At 53.2% G+C, this 18,494-nt stretch carries 19 protein-coding genes; 5 read left to right on the plus strand and 14 right to left on the minus strand.

Annotation, left to right across the window (positions count from 1 at the left end; all coding sequences use genetic code 11):
* Nucleotides 1–199: 199 nt before the first annotated feature.
* On the plus strand, nucleotides 200–373 hold the full coding sequence (locus FCN15_RS09470; RefSeq protein ID WP_138494772.1) for a DUF1328 family protein: 174 nt from the start codon (nucleotides 200–202) through the stop codon (nucleotides 371–373).
* A gap of 190 nt (nucleotides 374–563) precedes the next feature.
* Here the strand turns inward: FCN15_RS09470 and FCN15_RS09475 are convergent, their stop codons facing one another.
* On the minus strand, nucleotides 564–1,139 hold the full coding sequence (locus FCN15_RS09475) for a hypothetical protein (RefSeq protein ID WP_138494773.1): 576 nt from the start codon (nucleotides 1,137–1,139) through the stop codon (nucleotides 564–566).
* A gap of 148 nt (nucleotides 1,140–1,287) precedes the next feature.
* Here FCN15_RS09475 and FCN15_RS09480 point away from each other — a divergent pair, with 148 nt between their 5' ends.
* Entirely contained in the window at nucleotides 1,288–1,653 is a 366-nt protein-coding gene (locus tag FCN15_RS09480) for a hypothetical protein (RefSeq protein WP_138494774.1), read from the plus strand.
* A 163-nt stretch (nucleotides 1,654–1,816) separates the two neighbouring features.
* Here the strand turns inward: FCN15_RS09480 and FCN15_RS09485 are convergent, their stop codons facing one another.
* Nucleotides 1,817–2,875, minus strand: coding sequence for a C40 family peptidase (locus tag FCN15_RS09485; protein WP_138494775.1), 1,059 nt, complete (start codon nucleotides 2,873–2,875; stop codon nucleotides 1,817–1,819).
* Between the two features lie 417 nt (nucleotides 2,876–3,292).
* Here FCN15_RS09485 and FCN15_RS09490 point away from each other — a divergent pair, with 417 nt between their 5' ends.
* On the plus strand, nucleotides 3,293–3,490 hold the full coding sequence (locus tag FCN15_RS09490) for a hypothetical protein (RefSeq protein WP_138494776.1): 198 nt from the start codon (nucleotides 3,293–3,295) through the stop codon (nucleotides 3,488–3,490).
* 114 nt (nucleotides 3,491–3,604) lie between these two features.
* Here the strand turns inward: FCN15_RS09490 and FCN15_RS09495 are convergent, their stop codons facing one another.
* A complete protein-coding gene (locus FCN15_RS09495) occupies nucleotides 3,605–5,239 on the minus strand; it encodes an ABC-F family ATP-binding cassette domain-containing protein (RefSeq protein ID WP_138494777.1) in 1,635 nt (544 codons plus the stop codon).
* A 113-nt stretch (nucleotides 5,240–5,352) separates the two neighbouring features.
* A complete protein-coding gene (locus FCN15_RS09500; RefSeq protein WP_138494778.1) occupies nucleotides 5,353–6,291 on the minus strand; it encodes an MBL fold metallo-hydrolase in 939 nt (312 codons plus the stop codon).
* Nucleotides 6,292–6,471: 180 nt separating this feature from the next.
* Between FCN15_RS09500 and FCN15_RS09505 the strand changes: the two genes are divergently transcribed.
* Nucleotides 6,472–7,611: a virulence factor gene (locus FCN15_RS09505; protein WP_138494779.1), complete on the plus strand. Its 1,140-nt coding sequence runs from the start codon at nucleotides 6,472–6,474 to the stop codon at nucleotides 7,609–7,611.
* A gap of 79 nt (nucleotides 7,612–7,690) precedes the next feature.
* Here FCN15_RS09505 and FCN15_RS09510 read toward each other — a convergent pair whose 3' ends face one another.
* The 6 genes from FCN15_RS09510 to def all read right to left on the minus strand — a co-directional run bounded on the left by FCN15_RS09510 (nucleotide 7,691) and on the right by def (nucleotide 14,032).
* Nucleotides 7,691–8,821 carry a transglutaminase domain-containing protein gene (locus tag FCN15_RS09510; RefSeq protein WP_138494780.1) on the minus strand — a complete coding sequence of 377 codons (1,131 nt, stop codon included), beginning with the start codon at nucleotides 8,819–8,821 and terminating at the stop codon, nucleotides 7,691–7,693.
* Nucleotides 8,822–9,060: 239 nt separating this feature from the next.
* Entirely contained in the window at nucleotides 9,061–9,297 is a 237-nt protein-coding gene (locus FCN15_RS09515) for a glutaredoxin family protein (protein ID WP_138494781.1), read from the minus strand.
* A 44-nt stretch (nucleotides 9,298–9,341) separates the two neighbouring features.
* Nucleotides 9,342–10,289: a thioredoxin-disulfide reductase gene (gene trxB, locus FCN15_RS09520; RefSeq protein ID WP_138494782.1), complete on the minus strand. Its 948-nt coding sequence runs from the start codon at nucleotides 10,287–10,289 to the stop codon at nucleotides 9,342–9,344.
* 129 nt (nucleotides 10,290–10,418) lie between these two features.
* Complete coding sequence (locus FCN15_RS09525) at nucleotides 10,419–12,401, minus strand: heavy metal translocating P-type ATPase (protein ID WP_420819563.1); 1,983 nt, start codon at nucleotides 12,399–12,401, stop codon at nucleotides 10,419–10,421.
* A gap of 259 nt (nucleotides 12,402–12,660) precedes the next feature.
* On the minus strand, nucleotides 12,661–13,335 hold the full coding sequence (deoC, locus tag FCN15_RS09530; RefSeq protein WP_138494783.1) for a deoxyribose-phosphate aldolase: 675 nt from the start codon (nucleotides 13,333–13,335) through the stop codon (nucleotides 12,661–12,663).
* Nucleotides 13,336–13,438: 103 nt separating this feature from the next.
* Nucleotides 13,439–14,032 carry a peptide deformylase gene (def, locus tag FCN15_RS09535; protein ID WP_138494784.1) on the minus strand — a complete coding sequence of 198 codons (594 nt, stop codon included), beginning with the start codon at nucleotides 14,030–14,032 and terminating at the stop codon, nucleotides 13,439–13,441.
* Nucleotides 14,033–14,496: 464 nt separating this feature from the next.
* Between def and FCN15_RS09540 the strand changes: the two genes are divergently transcribed.
* Nucleotides 14,497–15,057: a type II toxin-antitoxin system PemK/MazF family toxin gene (locus FCN15_RS09540; protein WP_138494785.1), complete on the plus strand. Its 561-nt coding sequence runs from the start codon at nucleotides 14,497–14,499 to the stop codon at nucleotides 15,055–15,057.
* A 389-nt stretch (nucleotides 15,058–15,446) separates the two neighbouring features.
* Here FCN15_RS09540 and FCN15_RS09545 read toward each other — a convergent pair whose 3' ends face one another.
* The 4 genes from FCN15_RS09545 to FCN15_RS09560 all read right to left on the minus strand — a co-directional run bounded on the left by FCN15_RS09545 (nucleotide 15,447) and on the right by FCN15_RS09560 (nucleotide 18,375).
* The gene (locus FCN15_RS09545) at nucleotides 15,447–16,016 is read right to left on the minus strand and encodes a TetR/AcrR family transcriptional regulator (protein WP_138494786.1); all 570 of its coding nucleotides are present in this window, start codon (nucleotides 16,014–16,016) and stop codon (nucleotides 15,447–15,449) included.
* Nucleotides 16,009–16,740: an MBL fold metallo-hydrolase gene (locus FCN15_RS09550; RefSeq protein WP_138494787.1), complete on the minus strand. Its 732-nt coding sequence runs from the start codon at nucleotides 16,738–16,740 to the stop codon at nucleotides 16,009–16,011. Before FCN15_RS09550 ends, FCN15_RS09545 begins: the two co-directional genes overlap by 8 nt.
* 138 nt (nucleotides 16,741–16,878) lie before the next feature.
* Nucleotides 16,879–17,142, minus strand: coding sequence for a YqkE family protein (locus FCN15_RS09555; RefSeq protein WP_138494788.1), 264 nt, complete (start codon nucleotides 17,140–17,142; stop codon nucleotides 16,879–16,881).
* Nucleotides 17,143–17,157: 15 nt separating this feature from the next.
* Nucleotides 17,158–18,375 (minus strand): MFS transporter, encoded by a 1,218-nt coding sequence (locus tag FCN15_RS09560; protein ID WP_138494789.1) that lies wholly within the window; start codon nucleotides 18,373–18,375, stop codon nucleotides 17,158–17,160.
* Nucleotides 18,376–18,494 lie beyond the last annotated feature (119 nt).

The following is an 18,494-nucleotide window of genomic DNA, read 5'->3' on the forward strand; positions in this document are numbered from 1 at the left end:
CTGGTCTTTCCGCTCCTGATTCATCCCCCCGGCCTCCGGTTAATGGTGGCTACAAAGGCTCTTGGTTAACCGCCCCATCGGGACGGCGCCCGGCAGATCATCCCTTCCCCAAATGGTACCTGAACGGAAAGAATGACATGCCGGATGCCGGGTGATGCCTGGAGCTCTAACATTTACTTATGAAAGAAGGTTGGTTTTCATGTTGAAATGGGCGCTTATCTTTCTTGTAGTTGCTTTAATTGCCGGCATCTTCGGATTCTTCCATATTATTGTGGCCGCAGCTGCCGTTGTTGCCAAAGTCTTGTTCTTCCTGTTTCTTATCCTCTTCGTTATCTCGCTCTTTGTCGGACGGGGACGAAGAAGCTCTATGTAGCTAAAGCAGCCGGATCAGGACGAAGTTCAGTCTATATAACTAAAGCAGCTGCAGAAAAAGGAGGACCCGCACGGGTCCTCCTTTTTTGGTTCAACATTTCAGTTTTAGCGTTTCAGTTATAACATTTCAGTTCCAGTATTTAAGCCGAACTCAGCCATTTCAGCCATTTCAGTCCTTTCAGTCCTTTCAATTACTTCAGCAGACCGGGAAGCAGCATCCAATCAATGGAGAATCCGATCTTCATCTCGTGCTCGCCAAAGCTGATCTTCGTAATCTGTACGAGCTCAGGCAGATACTGGCCGGGGTCAATCTGAATCGTCTTGAGCTTGAATAAGGACGGGGAGAAAGCATGGTTCCGGATCTTGACCGATTGAGGCGTCATAATCAGTCTGCCGTTTTCAAAGGACAGCGCGAAGTAGGCGGTGCCTTCCCCGCGGACTGGTCCCCATTTTACAATGGCGTCAGCCGAAAGCTGGTTCCCGTTCAAATGAAAATCGGCTCCCTCGATCGTGTACGACACCCCCTCCTCAGCCGCACGCTCCGCCAGCCCCTTCTTGCACAGATTGTTGATTTCCTCTTCGCTCAGTGTCAAAGCCGTTTCCCCGGACTGGACAATACCCAGAAGCTTGCCCTCCCAGTCTATTTCTTCATAACTGAGGCTGAGCTCATGGGTTGGCCTGATATAAGAAATGAACCCAGCAACAGCAGCAGCCAGAACAACCGCGAGAAGAAGCGGAATTCCGATTATCCAGCGTTTCTTGCGCATTACAGCCTCCTTCCAGGACCGCCAATAGGAAGATTAGCTTCCTTAATTGGCATATTTTTCTCAAACTATGATTCTAGTCCTATTACCGTGGTTATTAAATAAATGCGAGCGACACAAAATTTAATTTAAATAGAGGAGGAACTTATTTATGAAAAAAATCGCGGCAATCACAGCTTCCTTTGCTTTAACTGCAGCCTTGGCATCCGCTGCTTCCGCAGCAGACAGCAGTGTTGTTACTGGTGAAGTCGTATCCACAACTACTGCAACTGGCACTACATACGAAGGATCCATGATGGAGCCTATTATTGTTCCAGAACTGATTACCGTTGCCCCGGCCCCGCTGGAGCTGACTGAAGTTACTTATTTCTACGATGTTCCTCAAGGCAAAGCATGGAGCGCTCTGGCTCCGCAAACCGTAACGCCAACCGGCAATATGGTAGGAGACTGGGTAGAAATTTACACTTGGCTCGGAAAAGCATGGGTGTATGCTCCGGGCTACATCGCTTATCCATAATATCATAGCAAAGACTGCATAGGTAGCAAGCAAGCTGGAAGACCGGACTCCCGGACTCTTCTGTACAATGAATGCCGTACACAAAAACGGATCCTCTCGCAAGAGAAGATCCGTTTTTTGTTTTATGCATGATCGCCCGCGATCACGCGGTAACAACCAGCTGTTACAATACGCTGCCTCCGAACAGGAACCGTCTCTTCCAGGATGTGGACAAAGTATCGATTCGGACGCCGCCTGAGCTGACGGAATAAGTATGCAGGATTTGGCCGTTGCCCATATAGATGGCTACGTGAGAAATCCGTGCCTGGGTCTTGTCAACGCCTGCATAGGCTGCATCCGTGGATCCCAGATAATCCATAAAGAACATCAGATCCCCCGGCTTCAGGCTGTTTATATCATAAACTGCTGTACTGTTCGCCTTTACCCAGTCTCCCTGCTGGCGAGAATCTGCCGGCAAAATGACTCCTGTCGCTTCACGGTAAGCGGTTCTCGTAAAATCTGAACAGTCAAACGTGGCGGTGGTGCTGCGGTCGGATCCGTACTGATACGGGGTTCCAAGATAGCTCCGGCCGACTTCAAAGACTTTCTGGATCAGCTGGTCACGGCTAGCCGTGCTTCCCACGCTGCTATTAGAGCTGCTGGTGCCGCCTGTGCTGCCACTGACGCTGCCGCTGCTGCTAGGAACTTGGCCCTGCACCTCTACGTACTTGGAGGATGAGCTGATATAACCGGTTTGTCCATCCGAAGTCTTGATCTTGTACCAATAGCTGTTAGGGGCTTCAAGAACCTGAACGGTCTCCCCTTTCTTCACAAGCCGGATAACGCTGCTGGACGTAGAGGGCTCGCTGCGGAGATTGACTCCTGAAACGATGAGCCCGGTTGCAGCCGAACTAGACTGGCTGCTCGTGCTTGTAACAGGCGTAACTTGTATGTAAGCAGATGAAGAACTGACATATCCCGTTACACCGGAAGAAGTCGTTACCTTGTACCAGTAACTTCCGCTTGCCGTGACATTCGTCAGTGTTTCCCCTGTCTTGAGCATGGTGATAATGCTTCCTGAAGTAGACGGCTGTGAACGTAAATTTACCCCTTTTACCACAACTCCTGTATAAACCTGGCTCTGTACCTCGGCCGCATGAATAGGCGATGCTGGCAAAGCCGGCAGGCCGGCCAATACCGCTGCTCCCAATAAAGCTGCTGCTGTCCATTTGGTGACTCTCATCTGTAGCTCCTCCTGTTGTGCTTCATATGGTTTATTTAGCTTTAAGAGACGAATAGGAAAGCTTGTATCCTTACTTTAGCTTGCCACCATTATAGACAGCCGCGCTCTTAGGAGCCTATGAGTCCAAATTAGCAATTCTTAGCACACCGGTACTTTAGAACTACTCGTTTTGCTAGTTTTTATAATCCAATAGTCACGATTATTGGCAGATTATCCAGATGAGGTTACAATTACCAAAGTTGCACTCGTGCAAGATCCGGAGCCTTTTTCTGAATATTTCACAAAAATAACACAGCCCCCTTCCCGCAAGCGGAAGCCAGCCTGTCCCGTCGGAACAATCTTTTGCAGCATCCCATTGTTCGCCGATTTAAAAACGTATAAAATAAGGACAGCCTCTGATCCAAGGAGATGAAAGACATGAGCGAAAATGAGAACAATCAGCCCAAGAAGATTGATCTGGCTGAAGCGATCCGCCAAAAGCTGGAGCAGAAGAAACAGCAGCAGGCCGGCGGCGGCAAGAATTCCTCTGCACCCGGAAATCAAGCGACAAAGACGCTGCGAAGCCAGAACAACAAAAAGCCGAACAACCAGCGCCGCCGGACAGGCGGATCATAAGAGCAGGACAAACAAAAGCAGGCCGCGAACGCGGCCTGCTTGTTTGTTTGGGATGCAGGGAGCAGGAATAGGATTCCGATTGCCCTGCGATTTATCTTTATTTCTCAATCATCTTTATTTCTCAATCATCTCAGCGGGATACAGCTCCTTGCGCAGGTTCTGGATCTCTTCGTTTTCGAGATATTCGTCATAGCTCATCACGCGGTCGATCACGCCATTCGGCGTAATTTCAATGATGCGGTTGGCGATCGTCTGCACGAACTGATGGTCATGCGACGTAAACAGAATCGTGCCGTCAAAGTCGATGAGACCGTTGTTCAGCGCCGTAATGGATTCGAGGTCCAAGTGGTTCGTAGGCTCATCGAAGATCAGGACGTTCGCGCCGTTGAGCATCATCTTCGCCAGCATACAGCGGACCTTCTCGCCCCCGGACAGCACGCTTGCTTTCTTCAGCGCTTCTTCGCCTGCGAACAACATCCGTCCAAGGAAGCCGCGCAGGAAGGTTTCGTCCTGGTCATTGGAGTATTGGCGCAGCCATTCCACAAGGTTCAAGTCCACACCGTCGAAATAAGCGGAGTTGTCTTTCGGGAAATAAGCCTGGGAAGTCGTTACGCCCCAGCTGTAAGATCCCGCGTCCGGCTCCAGCTCGCCCATGATCGTTTGGTAAAGTGTCGTTTTAGCGAACCCGTTTGGTCCAACAAACGCAATTTTGTCGCCTTTGTTAACCACAATGTTCACGTTGCTGAGCACCTGTTCGCCTTCCAGGCTTTTCGTCAGGCCTTCAACAGTGAGCAGCTGCTTGCCGGCTTCACGTTCTGCCTTAAAGTGCAGGAACGGATATTTCCGGTTGGAAGGACGGATGTCCTCAAGCGTAATCTTGTCGAGCTGCTTCTTACGGGAAGTCGCCTGCTTCGATTTCGAAGCGTTCGCGGAGAAACGTTGAATAAACGCCTGCAGCTCTTTGATCTTCTCTTCCTTCTTCTTGTTCGATTCACGGGTTAGCTTGAGTGCCAGCTGGCTGGATTCATACCAGAAGTCGTAGTTGCCGACGTACAGCTGGATTTTGCCGAAGTCGATGTCCGCGATATGCGTACAAACTTTGTTCAGGAAGTGACGGTCGTGGGATACCACGATAACAGTGCCTTCATAATCCATCAAGAAGTTCTCCAGCCAAGCGATGGATTCCATATCCAGATGGTTCGTAGGTTCGTCAAGCAGCAGGTTGTTCGGAGTACCGAACAAAGCCTGGGCAAGCAGGACGCGGACCTTCTCGTTACCGCTCAACTCACGCATTTGTTTGTCGTGAAGATCACGCGCAATACCGAGGCCGATCAGCAGGGAAGCCGCATCGGACTCCGCATTCCAGCCGTCCATTTCCGCGAATTCGCCTTCTAGTTCACCTGCACGCATGCCGTCTTCTTCGGAAAAGTCCGCTTTAGCGTACAAGGCATCCTTTTCTTTCATTACGCTGTAAAGACGGTCATGGCCCATAATAACCGTTTCAAGCACTGGAAAATCATCATATTCGTAATGGTTCTGCTTCAATACTGCCATACGTTCGCCCGGCGTCATAAACACATCGCCGCTGTTGGCTTCAATTTCGCCGGACAATATTTTCAGAAAGGTCGATTTGCCCGCACCGTTTGCGCCGATCAAACCATAGCAGTTGCCGGCTGTAAATTTTATATTCACATCTTCAAAAAGTGCCCGTTTTCCGTAGCGGAGCGTTACACCACTTGTACTTATCATGGATTCGATTACCGTCCTTTATCATTATTCACACTGCTGACTCAATATTATAGCATACCAATCGCCGCATTCGAACCCTTTTCCTAGGATTAGGAGATAAAGTTTCAGCCGGACTATAGCCGCAAAGTCTCGCCGTGAATGACGACCCGGATCTGTTCTTCCGAAAGCCCTCTCTTCAGACGGTCCTGCTCCAAGCGGTCGAGCGCTTCTCTCGCTGTATCATCCGCTAGCCGGAAAGTCCCATAATGCATCGGCACCATCATCTTCGCTTGTACATCCAGAAAGGCCTGAACGCCTTCTTCAGGTGTCGTATGCTGCGGCGTCATAAACCATTCCGGCTCGTAAGCGCCGATCGGAATGAGAGCTACATCAATGTTAAAGCGGCTGCCGATTTCTTTGAAGCCTGCAAAATAACCGCTGTCCCCCGCAAAATAAATGACCGGCGGCTGCGCAGCCTTCCGGTTTGGCCCCGGCTCCAGCACAAACCCGCCCCAATGCGAGGAGTTGGTGTCAAACGGTGTCCGCCGCGTCCAATGCTGCGAAGGGACAAAAGACAGTTCAAACCCCTTCACGGACAGTCGTTCCCACCAGCTCATTTCCCGGCAGCGCCGGAAGCCCTTCCGCTCCATCTTCCGTTTCAGCCCGGAAGGCACAATGAGCTCCGTATTCGGCCCATAAAGCCGGCGGATCGAAGAGACATGCATGTGGTCATAGTGGGAATGCGAAATCAGAATCAGGTCAACCTCCGGAACGTCCGAGATCGGCACGCCCGGCGAACCGAGGCGGCGCTGAAAGCCCATTCGGGGCGCCCAGACCGGGTCCGTTACGATATTTACACCTTCATATTGAATAAAAAAAGTGGAATGCCCGATCCACGTTAAAGTAGGCTCTGTACGGTTACTGCGCAGGAACTCCAGGTCCGGCTGCATATTCGGGATTACAAAGGAGTAGTCCTTTTTCTTGCTCCGGCGTTCTTCCCGCCATTGTCGAAACTGCTTGAGCGTCTTGTCGGTGCTCACATTATTCATGTTGCTGTACCGGTCTCTAGCCATAAAAAGGTCTCCTCCTTCGCTTAAATCATTCTTCAATTATTTTAACCAATAACAAGGCGGTTTCCAAACTGGTCCCCTTCATTTGCAGCTTCCATTCCGATGCAGCATTTCCGGCACGCTTGGGACTTCCCCCTTACTTGTTGTAAAATAAAGATGACCTAAGGAAGGAAGTGAACTCATATGAGAATTACCTTTATCGAACCGACGCCAAGCCCCAACACGATGAAGCTTCATCTGGACGAAACATTGGAGCCTGGTATCCGAAAAACATATACAGCCGGCAATGAGCGCTCCGCACCGCCTTTTATTGTAAACCTGCTTCATATTCCCGGTGTAAAAAGCGTGTTCCATACGGCTGATTTTATCGCCCTGGACCGGATCGGCAGCGCGGACTGGCAGGCCATCCTTGCCGCCGTACAGGAGCAGTTCGGCCAGAAAGGCGTAGAGTCCGCCTGGTCGCCGGAGGATCCGGAGGCGGCCGCCGGCCACTTCGGCGAAGCAGAAGTGTTCGTGCAGTTCTTCCGCGGCATTCCGATGCAGATCCGGGTTAAAGCCCGGGGCGAGGAGGAACGGATCGCCCTATCCGAGCGTTTCGTCAACGCCATAACGGAGGTTGCCAGCGCCACGCTGATCAAGGAGCGCAAGCTGACGGATTACGGCGTGCGGTACGGCGAGCTGCCGGACATCGCCCGCGAAGTGGAGCAGGAGCTGGAAGCCGCCTATCCGCCGGAGCGTCTGGCGGATATTGTGAAGCAGGCGATTGCCCACGGCCAGAAGCAGGGCGAATTCGTCGAAGAACGCCGCAGCTTCAGCCTGCAGGAGGCCAGCGAGCGGATGAGCCATGAGGACTGGCACATCCGCTATGCCGCGCTTGACGGCCTGCAGCCGGACGAAAGCGCGCTGCCGCTGCTGGCCAAAGCGCTGAAGGATCCGCAGATGCAGGTCCGGCGCCTCGCGGTTGTGTATCTCGGCGACCTGCGGACGCCGGAAGCGATGGAGCTGCTGTACCAGGCGCTCAAGGACGCCTCAGCCGCCGTGCGCAGAACCGCCGGCGACACCCTGTCCGATATTGGCGATCCCGCCGCTACCGGACCGATGATCGAGACCCTGCGCGACAAGAGCAAGCTTGTCCGCTGGCGCGCCGCCCGGTTCCTGTACGAAGTCGGAACCGACAGTGCCCGCGATGCGCTGCTTGAAGCGGCTCAGGACCCCGAGTTCGAGGTCAGCCTGCAGGCCCGCATGGCGCTCGAGCGGATTGAAGCCGGCGAGGAAGCCGCCGGCACGGTCTGGCAGCAGATGGCGAAACGGGAGCGCAGCTGATAAAAAATTAAGAAGACGTGCCGCACAGCTCAGCCGTGCGGCACGTCTTCCTTCTTTTTGGCAGACCGATTTGAAAGAATTAATTCTGCCAGGCAATGGTTACCTTCAGATCCTTCGTTCCATTCAGCGGTTCTGCATAGTACGTAATATTCTGGATGTTCAGGGTGTATAATTTCCCCAAATCTTTGACCAGCTGCGTCTCCTGGCCGGAATACCGGACCGTAGCCTCTGACTTGCCGGCCTTGATGGCCTCTTTCGCCTTGGTTATTAATCCTGCGCTGCCGGAAACACTCTGTCCTTCCTCATAGAGCGTGTAGCCCAGCTCCTGCTCCAGCGCCCTGTAAACAGCCGCATGGGCCGGATCGGATCGTTTAAGGCCGGACAGTGCCGTCCTGTAAGTTACTCCCGCCGCCGGATAGGCTTTGGTCCAGCTGTGATCCTTCTTTATCTCGGAGTCAGACAGCAAGTAATAGTCATAGCTGATGGGTGCGCCTGCCTTCTGCCCCACCGGGTCATCCCAGGTCGTATCCAGATGGTACCACCGGCCGCCAAGCGACACCAGGTTCCAGGCATGCGGCTGGCCGTTTGCCGTCCCCTCCGCAATAAGGCTCTTTATTCCGGCACCGGACAACAGCTTGTAGGCCAGCAGGGTGTACCCCTGACAAACCGCCTCACCCGTTGTCAGACCGGAATAAGCCGTATAATTCCGCAGGCTCTCGTCATATTTCAAATCCCCCACGATCCAGTCGTGGATGGCCTTTACTTTCTCATCACTTGTCATAGCCGGAGTAATGATTGTTCCCAGAATGCCCTTGACCCGCTGGTCCACATATGCCGTCTGCTCCGTCGTCTCCCTGTAGGTAAACGATACGGTGACATTCACAAGCGCGCTGCTGCCCTTCCAGGCATACTGATAGCGGTCGAGGATATACCGCATGTAAGGCGATTTGTCCAAGGCCTTCATCAGCGCAGCATCCAGCAGAGCTTCAAATTTGCTTGTATCACCCTTGTACTTAAAGTTCGCCGTATTCTTGTGGGCCGCTAATACAGCAGCCAGCTGCTGTTCAACCTGCAGCTCGGTAACAAGCGCTGTTTGTGTTTGACCCGCCGGCGAGGCGGATGTGCTGCCCACAGCTCCAGCCGGAGAGGCACCCAGGGTTAAGGAACCGATAACAGCAGCTTTCCAAATTAGGCTTCGGAGGTTCTTCATGCTCTTCTCCCCTTTTGCATCCACATCTAGTTTAACCAGCTGACGCCTTGATGCTTATCACCCAATAATGCTCGCTAAGAAACTTGCTTTCCCTTCTTGTACCGTTTCTCTCCTGATTGTAGCACAGCCTTCTGAGCACGGGAGGTTCTAGTTTTGTCGAGCCCGGCGTTTATTTTGTAAAATAAAAAAAGGCTCACCGGACAATATCCGGCAAGCCTCTCACGTACTTATTGACTGTCTTAAGCCAGCTCAGCCAAAGCCTTTTCCAGCTTCAGTTTGTTGTTGCCTAGAATCTTCTGTTCGCCGATTACCGTTACCGGCACAGCGCGCATGCCCATATCCCATACCTGCTGGGCGTATTCTTCATTCGTTTCGATGTTGCGCTCCTCGTAAGAAACTCCTTTATCAGCAAGGAAGCTCTTGACCTGCTTGCAGTTCGGGCAGTTTGTGCTTGTATAAACAATTACATTTTCCATTTCCTAAAAATCTCCCTTCAACCTGAATTAGATCTATTCTTATTTTAACCCAATACGGCCGTTTGTTCATGCTCCATCGCTTCGATAAATTTCTCGGCGTCGATTGCTGCCATGCATCCGCTGCCTGCTGCTGTGATCGCCTGGCGGTAGCGGGTATCCTGCACGTCGCCGCAGGCGAAGATGCCGGGTACGTTCGTTTCGGAGGTGCCTGCTTTAACCACGATATAACCATTCTCGTCCGTTGTGATCTGTCCGCCCAGGAATCCGGTGTTCGGATGGTGGCCGATCGCGACAAACACGCCGTTCGCTTCAATGATTTCTTCTTCGCCTGTTGCGTTGTTAAGCACTTTCAGGCCGGTTACGCCGGCTTCGTTCGTTACAACCTCAAGCGGTGTGCGGTTCAGTGCCCACTCCACTTTCTCGTTGGCGCGGACGCGGTCCTGCATGATCTTGGAGGCGCGGAGCTCGTCTCTGCGGTGAACCAGGGTCACTTTGGAGGCGAAACGGGTCAGGAAGCCAGCTTCCTCAAGCGCCGAATCGCCGCCGCCGACAACAATAATCTCTTTACCGCGGAAAAAGAATCCGTCGCACGTAGCGCAGGTGCTGACACCGCGGCCGACATTATCCTGCTCGCCCGGGATGCCGAGGTATTTCGCAGTAGCGCCTGTGGAGATGATCAAAGTCTCGGCGACCAGCTCGCCCAGTCCGTCAACCTGCAGCTTGAAAGGTCTGCTGCTGGTGTCCACGCTGTTGACCCAGCCTGTGCGGAATTCTGCGCCGAAACGCTCCGCCTGCTGGCGCATGTTGTCCATCAGATCAGGACCCATGATGCCTTCCGGAAAACCAGGGAAGTTCTCGACTTCGGTAGTCGTCGTAAGCTGTCCGCCCGGCTGAGGCCCCTCGATCACAAGCGGCTTCATGTTGGCGCGGGCCAAATAAATAGCTGCAGTAAGGCCGGCAGGGCCGGTACCGATAATAATAGATTTATACATGTTCAGTTCCCCCAATATTCTAAATTGTAATCAATCAGCTGCCATATCTTCTGTAAAATATTATCTGGCACCTTTAAATTGAAGTCAACATACCTATCGGGAGTATCCTATGAAAGTTAAATGAAGAAATCATGAAGAGTGAGAGCCGTACCGCAATAAGCGGAGTCCGTTCAAGATGACCAGAATGGTGCTTCCCTCATGTCCTACCACACCAAGCGGAAGCGGAATCCCGATACCGAAGTTGCCTGCAATCAGCAGCGTAATCACTGCCACCGCAAAAATCATATTCTGCTTCACAATACTCAGGCTTCTGCGGCTCAGCGATATGGCTCCGGCAATGCGCCCGATGTCATCGTTCATCAGAACGACATCCGCCGCATCAAGGGCGGCGCCGCTGCCTGCCCCCATCCCGATGCCGACATTGGCAGCAGCCAGAGCCGGAGCGTCATTGACGCCGTCGCCTACCATCACTACTCCGCCGTACTGCCCGCGCAGCCGCTCAATCTGCTTCGCTTTGTCCTGCGGCAGCAGGCCGCTCAGCACCACGTCGATTCCGGCTTCAGCCGCAATTGCCCTTGCTGTCGCCTCATTATCGCCGGTCAGCATCGCCGCCTTGATTCCCAGCTCATGCAGGCGGCTTACAGCCGCCTTGGCCGCCGGTCTGACTTCGTCCCGCAGCGCAAGCAGGCCTACAAGCTCCTCATTTCGAAGAATAACGGATACCGTCTTCCCTTCGGATTCGAGCTTCCGGACCGGCTCCATCCACCAGGCCTCTTCCTCTGCTTGCGGACAATGATCGATGCTCAGCTGAGCCGCACTGCCCGGCTTGCCGATTCTCCACTCCGCGCCGCCTATGATCGCCTCTACACCCCAGCCGGCGATAGATTTCATCTCCGTTATTGGCTGCAGGGCAATTCCCTGCCGGGCAGCCTCTGCCACTACCGCCTTGGCCAGCGGATGAGAGGAGCCCTGCTCGGCTGAGGCCGCCATTTGAAGAAGCCGGGCTTCTTCCTCCCCTTCTTTGGCGATCAAATCGGTCACCACCGGCTTGCCCATCGTCAGCGTGCCGGTTTTGTCGAACGCCACAACGCGCGTCTCGGCCAGATTCTGCACATGAATGCTGCCTTTGAACAGAATGCCTTTGCGGGCGCTGCTTGAAATCGCTGACAGCATGGCAGGCATAATGGATGCCACTAATGCGCACGGCGACGCGACAACCAGAAAGACCATGGCTTTATAAAAAGATAAATTCCAAGTCCATCCGAAGACGAATGGACACAAGACGATCAGCAGCAGGGTCGCCGCGACGATCGTCCGCGCATAAATCCCCTCGAATTTCTCGATAAACCGCTGGGATGCGGGCACCGCTTCCTCCGCCTGCTCGACCAGCGCAACTATTTTGGCAAATAAAGTATCTTCAGCCGGGCCGGACACTTCCACATACAGAGCGTTCTCCCCGTTCAGCGTGCCGGCATAGACTTCGTCTCCTGCCGTCTTGTCCGCCGGTATGGATTCCCCCGTGATAGCGGCCTGGTTCACCGCAGATGACCCGCTTTGGATAATGCCGTCTGCCGGGATGATTTCACCCGGACGGACAAGCACCAGGTCCCCTGCGGCAAGCTCGCTCACGGGCACGGACTCCATTCGGCCTCCGCTCACGCGGACCCCCTTCTCGGGTCTCATGGCCATCAGCGACGAGATGCTCTTGCGGCTCTGATCGCTTGCGAACGACTCCAGAGCGCCGCTCAGCGCGAAAATGAAGATCAGCATCGCCCCCTCATTCCAGTAGCCGATAGCGGCCGCTCCAACCGCAGCTGCGATCATAAGCAGATTAACGTCAAGGTCGCGCTCCTTCACCAGAGTAACAGCCGCTTCCTTCGCTTTGGTCCAGCCGCCCACACTGTAGGCCATCACATAGAGGATGAGCGACAGCCAATGCGACGACCAATGCCCGGCTGCCCAGCCTCCCAGCATGAGCAGCCCGCTGCCCGCCGCCTGAAGCATTTCCCCATGCCGGAGCATGGAGAGGAAAGGCAGCTTTCTTTTTCTGCGCGGATCCCGCCCTCCGAGCGCCTCATTCACCGTAATTGCATTCTTCTCAAGTGCCTCCACCGATCATCCGTCCCTTCTTTATTGAGAATGAGAAGCATTTTTAATCCCCTTAAAACGACACATGCTGCTCCGGGAGCCTCCCGAAGCAGCATGGTATTGAGAATGATAATCATTGTTGCATTTGTTCAAATTTGTTTACTTGCAGAAACTTTTGGCTTTATTATACGACTGCCGCCCGGCAAAGTAAATGGGCTTGATCTCACTAAAGACAAAAAACCTCCGTCCAAAGGCGGACGAAGGTTTTGAGCTCATTCTATTTTTAATAATCCGTAGTGCTCTTCAAGCCCTGAGCGATGGCTACACCGCCGCTGGTGCCAAGACGCGTAGCTCCCGCTTTAATCATGGCCAGCGCATCTTCGGCTGTTCTAACGCCGCCGGATGCTTTCACGCCGATCTCCGGACCAACGGTTTGGCGCATGAGAGCCACGTCCTCAACCGTAGCCCCGCCCTTCGAGAAGCCTGTGGAGGTCTTCACAAAATGGGCTCCTGCAGCAACAGACAAGCGGCTGGCCCGCTCGATTTCTTCTTTCGTAAGCAGACAGGTCTCGATAATGACCTTGACCAGCTTGCCGCCGGCAGCCTCAACTACACCGTGAATATCACGCTGCACGAGTTCGTCGTCTCCGTCTTTCAGCGCTCCGATGTTGATGACCATGTCGATCTCCCCTGCTCCGTCCTTCACAGCCTGAGCCGTTTCAAAGGCCTTGACTGCAGGATGGGAGGCTCCGAGCGGGAAGCCGATCACCGTACATACCTTCACGTTCGGGCTGTCCTTCAGCGCTTCTGCCGCTGCTGCTACCCAAACCGGGTTGACACATACGGAAGCAAATCCGTGCTCCGCAGCTTCAGCTGCAAGCTTCAGAATATCCTCTTTGCGGGCCTCCGGCTTAAGAAGCGTATGATCAATCATTGATGCGATAGACGAGTTGTTCATAGATAATCCTCCAATGTGGTGTTGCGCAGCCTTGGCTGCTGTCATCATCTTAGCAAAGCGTGTCCTCTTTTGCACACATAACTCCGGTCTTGGTCAGCGGCTTCTAATACAGGCTCGATATCCGCACATTAGCTGGAAGCTTATACGGATTCTCCTTGTTAATATGATCATAGAACATGATTCCGTTTAAATGATCCATCTCATGCTGCATTACGATCGCCGCAAAACCGCGGAACCGGAGCTTCAGCTCCTTCCCTTCGCGGTCCCATGCTTTGAGCTGAATCTTCTCGTAGCGGGGCACAAATCCCTGTACGGCACGGTCGACCGAGAGGCAGCCCTCACTTTCCGGCAGATAGGTCATAGACTCTGAATGGCTGATGATTTTTGGATTGAATAGGCCCAGCTCCACAGGATTCCCCGAGTCGTCCAGAAAATAAGCAGCGAACATCCGTTTATCCAGGCCAATCTGATTCGCAGACAAGCCTACGCCGGCGCGCAGCTTATACTTTCTGGCGGTTTCCTCATCCTGGCTGTTCTTCAGGAACAGCAGCATCGCGTCCATTTCAGCAAGATCTTCCGGTGCAGGCGGAATACTTACAGGCTTGGTTACAGTCCGAAGGATCGGGTCGCCCTCGCGGACGATGTCATCCATCGTTATAATAGAATCACTCGAGAATTTCATAAGTAAATTCGTCATCCACCTTTGGCATTCAATGCGGTAATTTTTAGCCTTGCCCAGGGGCTCTGCCTGGATCCGGCCAGGAGCAGAACCTGGAATTCAATTGGAACGCTTATAAATTAGCACTCTACCGCCCTTTTTGTCAAAAAATGTACAGTCTTCGCTTATAAAATTCCGCATTTTTCCGCATCCTGTGTTCTGGCGGGGAAGCTGCTTGCTTCACCGCCTAAATTATGGTATACAGAATAAACTACTGCTTTATTCGGCCAAACTTCTGCTGCCGGCTCCGCCGGGAGACTGCGGCCGTCATCCGCACTTTTTTTCTTCCCGATTGTTTAAGATGACTGCATTTGCGTGTACAAATAATCATATTCCCTTTTTTTACTGCCATGCGCTGTCATGCGCTGTGAAGGACCGTGCCAACCACCCAATGTGTAGAGAAAATATGTAGAGAAAATGAGAAGAGAAAAACAGGAGGAGCCATGAGCGAAGAAGGACATGTAAATTCACCTAAACGCGTGCCAGTCCAGCGCGACCGGTTCGCAAGACTTAAGAAGCAGAAGGAAGAGGCCATTTTGAAGTGGAAGCCGGTCAAGATTGAGCTGGCCCACCACTGGATCGATAACGAGAAGACACAAATGAGCCGCAAAATGACCCGCGGCGCCGTTCACTTTTGTAATTTCGGCGAGAATATCGGCTGTGAGCAGAACGAAGAACGCCCGGTCATTATAATTTCCAATAATACGGTTAACTCGACCTCCGGCAATGTACTTGTTGTTCCGCTGACCAAAAATCTCAAATCCAAAACCAACTTCAAAACCGGACAAGCTGTTCTGACCAAAGACGGCCTGCCAGTACCCCGGTTCCAAAGCCATTATTTCTTGTTTAAGCATAAATACGACTTTCTGGCCTTTGACTCTGCCGCCAAAACCGAAGAAACGACATCCGTCAGCAAGGTTCGTTTGAAAGAACACCTCGGCAATCTGGATGAGGAAGACATCAATCGGCTTGAAAACCGTGTCAAATGGACGTTTGGGCTTTGATATACAGCGCAAAAATGCTGTTGACAATAACCTACGAAAAGGTTACTATTATGCCAAGAAGTTTTTATGTGTACATGGTCTGTGTACATCATATTCATATGTCATCCACCTAGTCGTGGATAAAATCACACGTAATACGTGTCTTGAGTCTGAAATAGGAGCCTAGTGCTCCTTTTTCCATTTCATCATCTGTTTTTTATCTGCTTCAGGCATAAAATTCCTATTTGCATATAGGATTATAATATGTCGCTCACCGGGTCGTGGGCAAAGTCACCCCGCCAACTATATGACGGGGATTATTTTTGTCCGCAGGTACCCTTGTTGATTTTCTTTACCCTATGTTGATTCTTTACCCTTCTGAAACAAAGTTAATCATCGTCTGCCCTCTTTTATTTATTCCCTTCCGCCATGGTCTTCAATCCCTTGAGAAACGCCCGCAGCGTATAATCCAGACTTTCCTTCCAGGCATACGGCAGGCCGAATCCTTCCTCTTTCGACAGCGAAACAAATCCATGCAGAATACTCCGCAGTCCGCGAACCGCATGAATAGCAGAACGGCCATAGATTCCCATCTGTTTCAATTGCTCTAGCATCAACTGAACGATCGGTTCTCCGGCGGACCGAACCTCCGGCCCGAGCGAACGCTGGGTGAGCTCATATAAGCCGGGATGCCGCTCGGCAAACGACAAATAAGCTTCTACAAGCGCTTGCAGCTTCTCGGGCTTAGAAACGCCGGATTCCAGCGCCTGCTTCATTTCGCGGTAAAGAAGATCCACCCCGTAAACCGCCAGCTTCCTGCGGAGATCCGGCAGGCCTTGAATGTGATTGTACAAGGAAGGCGGACGGATATTTAACCGTTTCGCCAGAACGGCGAGTGTGACCCCATCCGCCCCGAGGGTATCCGCAAGCTCTGCCGCTGCCTGCAGGACAAAGTTCTCATCCAGGCCGGCTCTAGGCACCGGGATTGCCCCCTTTCCCTTGCAGCTTCTGTCCGGCCTTCTCTGCGGCACGGGTCATTGCCTCCAGAGGATGATGCAGCAGACTGCCGTGACCGACGGCCAGCACCGATGGGCGGCACTCTATCAATTTGCGGGCGGACAGCAGGGCCTCTTCCGGACTCCAAGTTGCCAGGGCCGGAAAGGGAAACCAGGGCTGAAGCTGTCCGGATACCGCAATGCCTCCCCGCAGCTGAAAAGCGTCCCCGGCAATGAGGCTGCCGTTTCGCTCATCAAGAAAAGCCATCGACCCGGGCGTATGCCCCGGGCAGCTGACAGCTAGCAGAGGACCGATACGATCACCGTCCCGAAGCAGCAAATCCGGCCTGGAGGTTACTCCGGACGGCACACCTCCGCGGATCGGTGTCTGCCGTTCCTGCGGGTCCAGTGAACGGTCTCCGGCCAGAAGGCGGGAATCCCGTTCCGATATTCCGATGCTGATTCCGGGGACAGCCTCCTTAAGGCCGTCCAGCGCGCCAATATGATCATTATGCGCATGGGTAAGCAGGACGGTGCTCAGCGGTTTTCCAAACTGCTTCACGGCCTTTAATATCCCCTTCACACTAAAAGGCAAAGCAGCATCAATCAGCATCAATTCCCGTTCCAGCTCGATCAGATAGCAGTTAACCGGAAAAAGGCGCGGCATAAAGCTCAGCTGAATCAGCTCTTTGTGCTTGGTGATTTTCATTCTTCTCTCTCCCTTATCAGGATTCATTAAATTCAATATAACTAATGGCATTAGTTTTGTAAATCCCTATTCTCGGCCGAAAAAAAACCGGCAGGATCACCCTGCCGGCTTCTGGCTTACGCGCTTCTTACACGCTTGTCACTTGAACTTTTTCCAGTCCTGACTGCTGTTGTCCAGCAGATATTCAAAACTGCTCTCCAGGCGCTTCTGCTCCTGTCTGCGGGCCTCCTCCGCTTTCATCCGCTCCTGCTCCCTGCGGTTCTCTTCATCACGCTTCATTTCCGCAGCCTGCTCCTTCAATTTGTTCACTACATCCGGATTCAGCAGATCTTTAAGCGTAGCGGCCTTATTCTCTTCACGGACAGAAGCCTGCTGCTGCTGTCTGCCATTCTTTTTCGCCATGGTGAGGCACCTCCGTCAATCTTCAATTTCCAGCCCTTTCGTTTCCTTACCCAGAAACAGCACGGCTGCGGCGCCAGCCAGCACTGTTATAAAGAACATCGTAAATATGGTTCCTACAGGCACCGCCTGGTCACGCATATAGCCTACCAGCAGGGGCCCGAGTACCCCGCCGATCCGCCCGAAGGCCGTCGCCATGCCTACGCCGGTTGAGCGCAGTTTAGTCGAATACTGCTCCGGACTGTAAGCGTACATCGCCCCCCAAGCCCCCAGGTTAAAGAAGGACAAGCAGACACCGGCGGTAAGCAGCGAGGACAGCGAGGAAGCATGGCCGAACCACAAAGCGCTCAGCGCGGTCATCAGCAAATAAATCACCAATACGAACTTGCGCCCGAATTTCTCGATAAAATAAGCGGCCGTGAAATAGCCCGGCAGCTGGGCGATCGTCATGATAAGCACATATTCGAAGCTTTTTACCGTGCTGTAGCCTTTGCCGGCCATCACCGTCGGGAGCCACAGAAACATGCCGTAATACGAGAAGACAACGGTAAACCACAGGATCCACAGCATGATCGTGGAGCGGCGGGCCTGGCGCGACCATACCAGCGAGAAGCGTTCCCCGAAGGAAGGTCCCCGTTCCTGTCTGCCCTTTAGATAGCGCGGTGAATCCTCAATCGCCCGGCGCAGATATAAGCCGTAGAGCGCGGGAATAGCGCCGATGACAAACGCTGCCTGCCAGCCGTATTCAGGGATGACGAAATACGCCACAACCGCTGCGGCGATCCAGCCGACCGCCCAGAAGCTCTCGAGCAGCACCACTGCCCTCCCCCTGTCCCTGACCGGGACGGATTCCGACACCAGCGTTGAGGCTACCGGAAGCTCTCCGCCGAGACCGAACCCGACAACGAACCGCAGCAGGCACAGCACGGTGAAGCTTGCTGCAAGCGCCGACAAGCCGCTCGCGATTGAGAAGATGAGCAGGGTCCACAGCAAAACCGCCTTCCGCCCATAGCGGTCAGCCAGAATCCCCGCCAAGGCTGCCCCGAAGACCATCCCCACTGCGTTAATGCTCGTCAGAACACCGATTTGCGAGGAGGAGAGCGCCCATTTCTTCGCAAGATCCGTTACTACAAAAGACAGCAGCCCGACGTCCATCGCGTCGAACAGCCAGCTGATTCCTGCACTCAGCAGCAGCTTGCGCTGCTTGGGCTGGCGAAGCAAATCCAAACTGCTCATATGTATCCTCCATTCCGGACTGCCGTCCGAAGGGCTTGGCTTGTGAGCCTGCGGGATGCGGCCGCCGAATCTTTCGCGAACCGAATTATTCACGTTCCGATTCTTTCGCGATCCGCATC

This window comes from Paenibacillus pinistramenti (assembly GCF_005869875.1).
Lineage (GTDB): Bacteria > Bacillota > Bacilli > Paenibacillales > Paenibacillaceae > Fontibacillus > Fontibacillus pinistramenti.

Coding starts and splice junctions, on each gene's coding strand:
- FCN15_RS09470 (WP_138494772.1), top strand. CDS start 200: ATGTTGAAATGGGCGCTTATCTTTCTTGTAGTTGCTTTAATTGCCGGC.
- FCN15_RS09475 (WP_138494773.1), bottom strand. CDS start 1,139: ATGCGCAAGAAACGCTGGATAATCGGAATTCCGCTTCTTCTCGCGGTT.
- FCN15_RS09480 (WP_138494774.1), top strand. CDS start 1,288: ATGAAAAAAATCGCGGCAATCACAGCTTCCTTTGCTTTAACTGCAGCC.
- FCN15_RS09485 (WP_138494775.1), bottom strand. CDS start 2,875: ATGAGAGTCACCAAATGGACAGCAGCAGCTTTATTGGGAGCAGCGGTA.
- FCN15_RS09490 (WP_138494776.1), top strand. CDS start 3,293: ATGAGCGAAAATGAGAACAATCAGCCCAAGAAGATTGATCTGGCTGAA.
- FCN15_RS09495 (WP_138494777.1), bottom strand. CDS start 5,239: ATGATAAGTACAAGTGGTGTAACGCTCCGCTACGGAAAACGGGCACTT.
- FCN15_RS09500 (WP_138494778.1), bottom strand. CDS start 6,291: ATGGCTAGAGACCGGTACAGCAACATGAATAATGTGAGCACCGACAAG.
- FCN15_RS09505 (WP_138494779.1), top strand. CDS start 6,472: ATGAGAATTACCTTTATCGAACCGACGCCAAGCCCCAACACGATGAAG.
- FCN15_RS09510 (WP_138494780.1), bottom strand. CDS start 8,821: ATGAAGAACCTCCGAAGCCTAATTTGGAAAGCTGCTGTTATCGGTTCC.
- FCN15_RS09515 (WP_138494781.1), bottom strand. CDS start 9,297: ATGGAAAATGTAATTGTTTATACAAGCACAAACTGCCCGAACTGCAAG.
- trxB (WP_138494782.1), bottom strand. CDS start 10,289: ATGTATAAATCTATTATTATCGGTACCGGCCCTGCCGGCCTTACTGCA.
- deoC (WP_138494783.1), bottom strand. CDS start 13,335: ATGAACAACTCGTCTATCGCATCAATGATTGATCATACGCTTCTTAAG.
- def (WP_138494784.1), bottom strand. CDS start 14,032: ATGACGAATTTACTTATGAAATTCTCGAGTGATTCTATTATAACGATG.
- FCN15_RS09540 (WP_138494785.1), top strand. CDS start 14,497: ATGAGCGAAGAAGGACATGTAAATTCACCTAAACGCGTGCCAGTCCAG.
- FCN15_RS09550 (WP_138494787.1), bottom strand. CDS start 16,740: ATGAAAATCACCAAGCACAAAGAGCTGATTCAGCTGAGCTTTATGCCG.
- FCN15_RS09555 (WP_138494788.1), bottom strand. CDS start 17,142: ATGGCGAAAAAGAATGGCAGACAGCAGCAGCAGGCTTCTGTCCGTGAA.
- FCN15_RS09560 (WP_138494789.1), bottom strand. CDS start 18,375: ATGAGCAGTTTGGATTTGCTTCGCCAGCCCAAGCAGCGCAAGCTGCTG.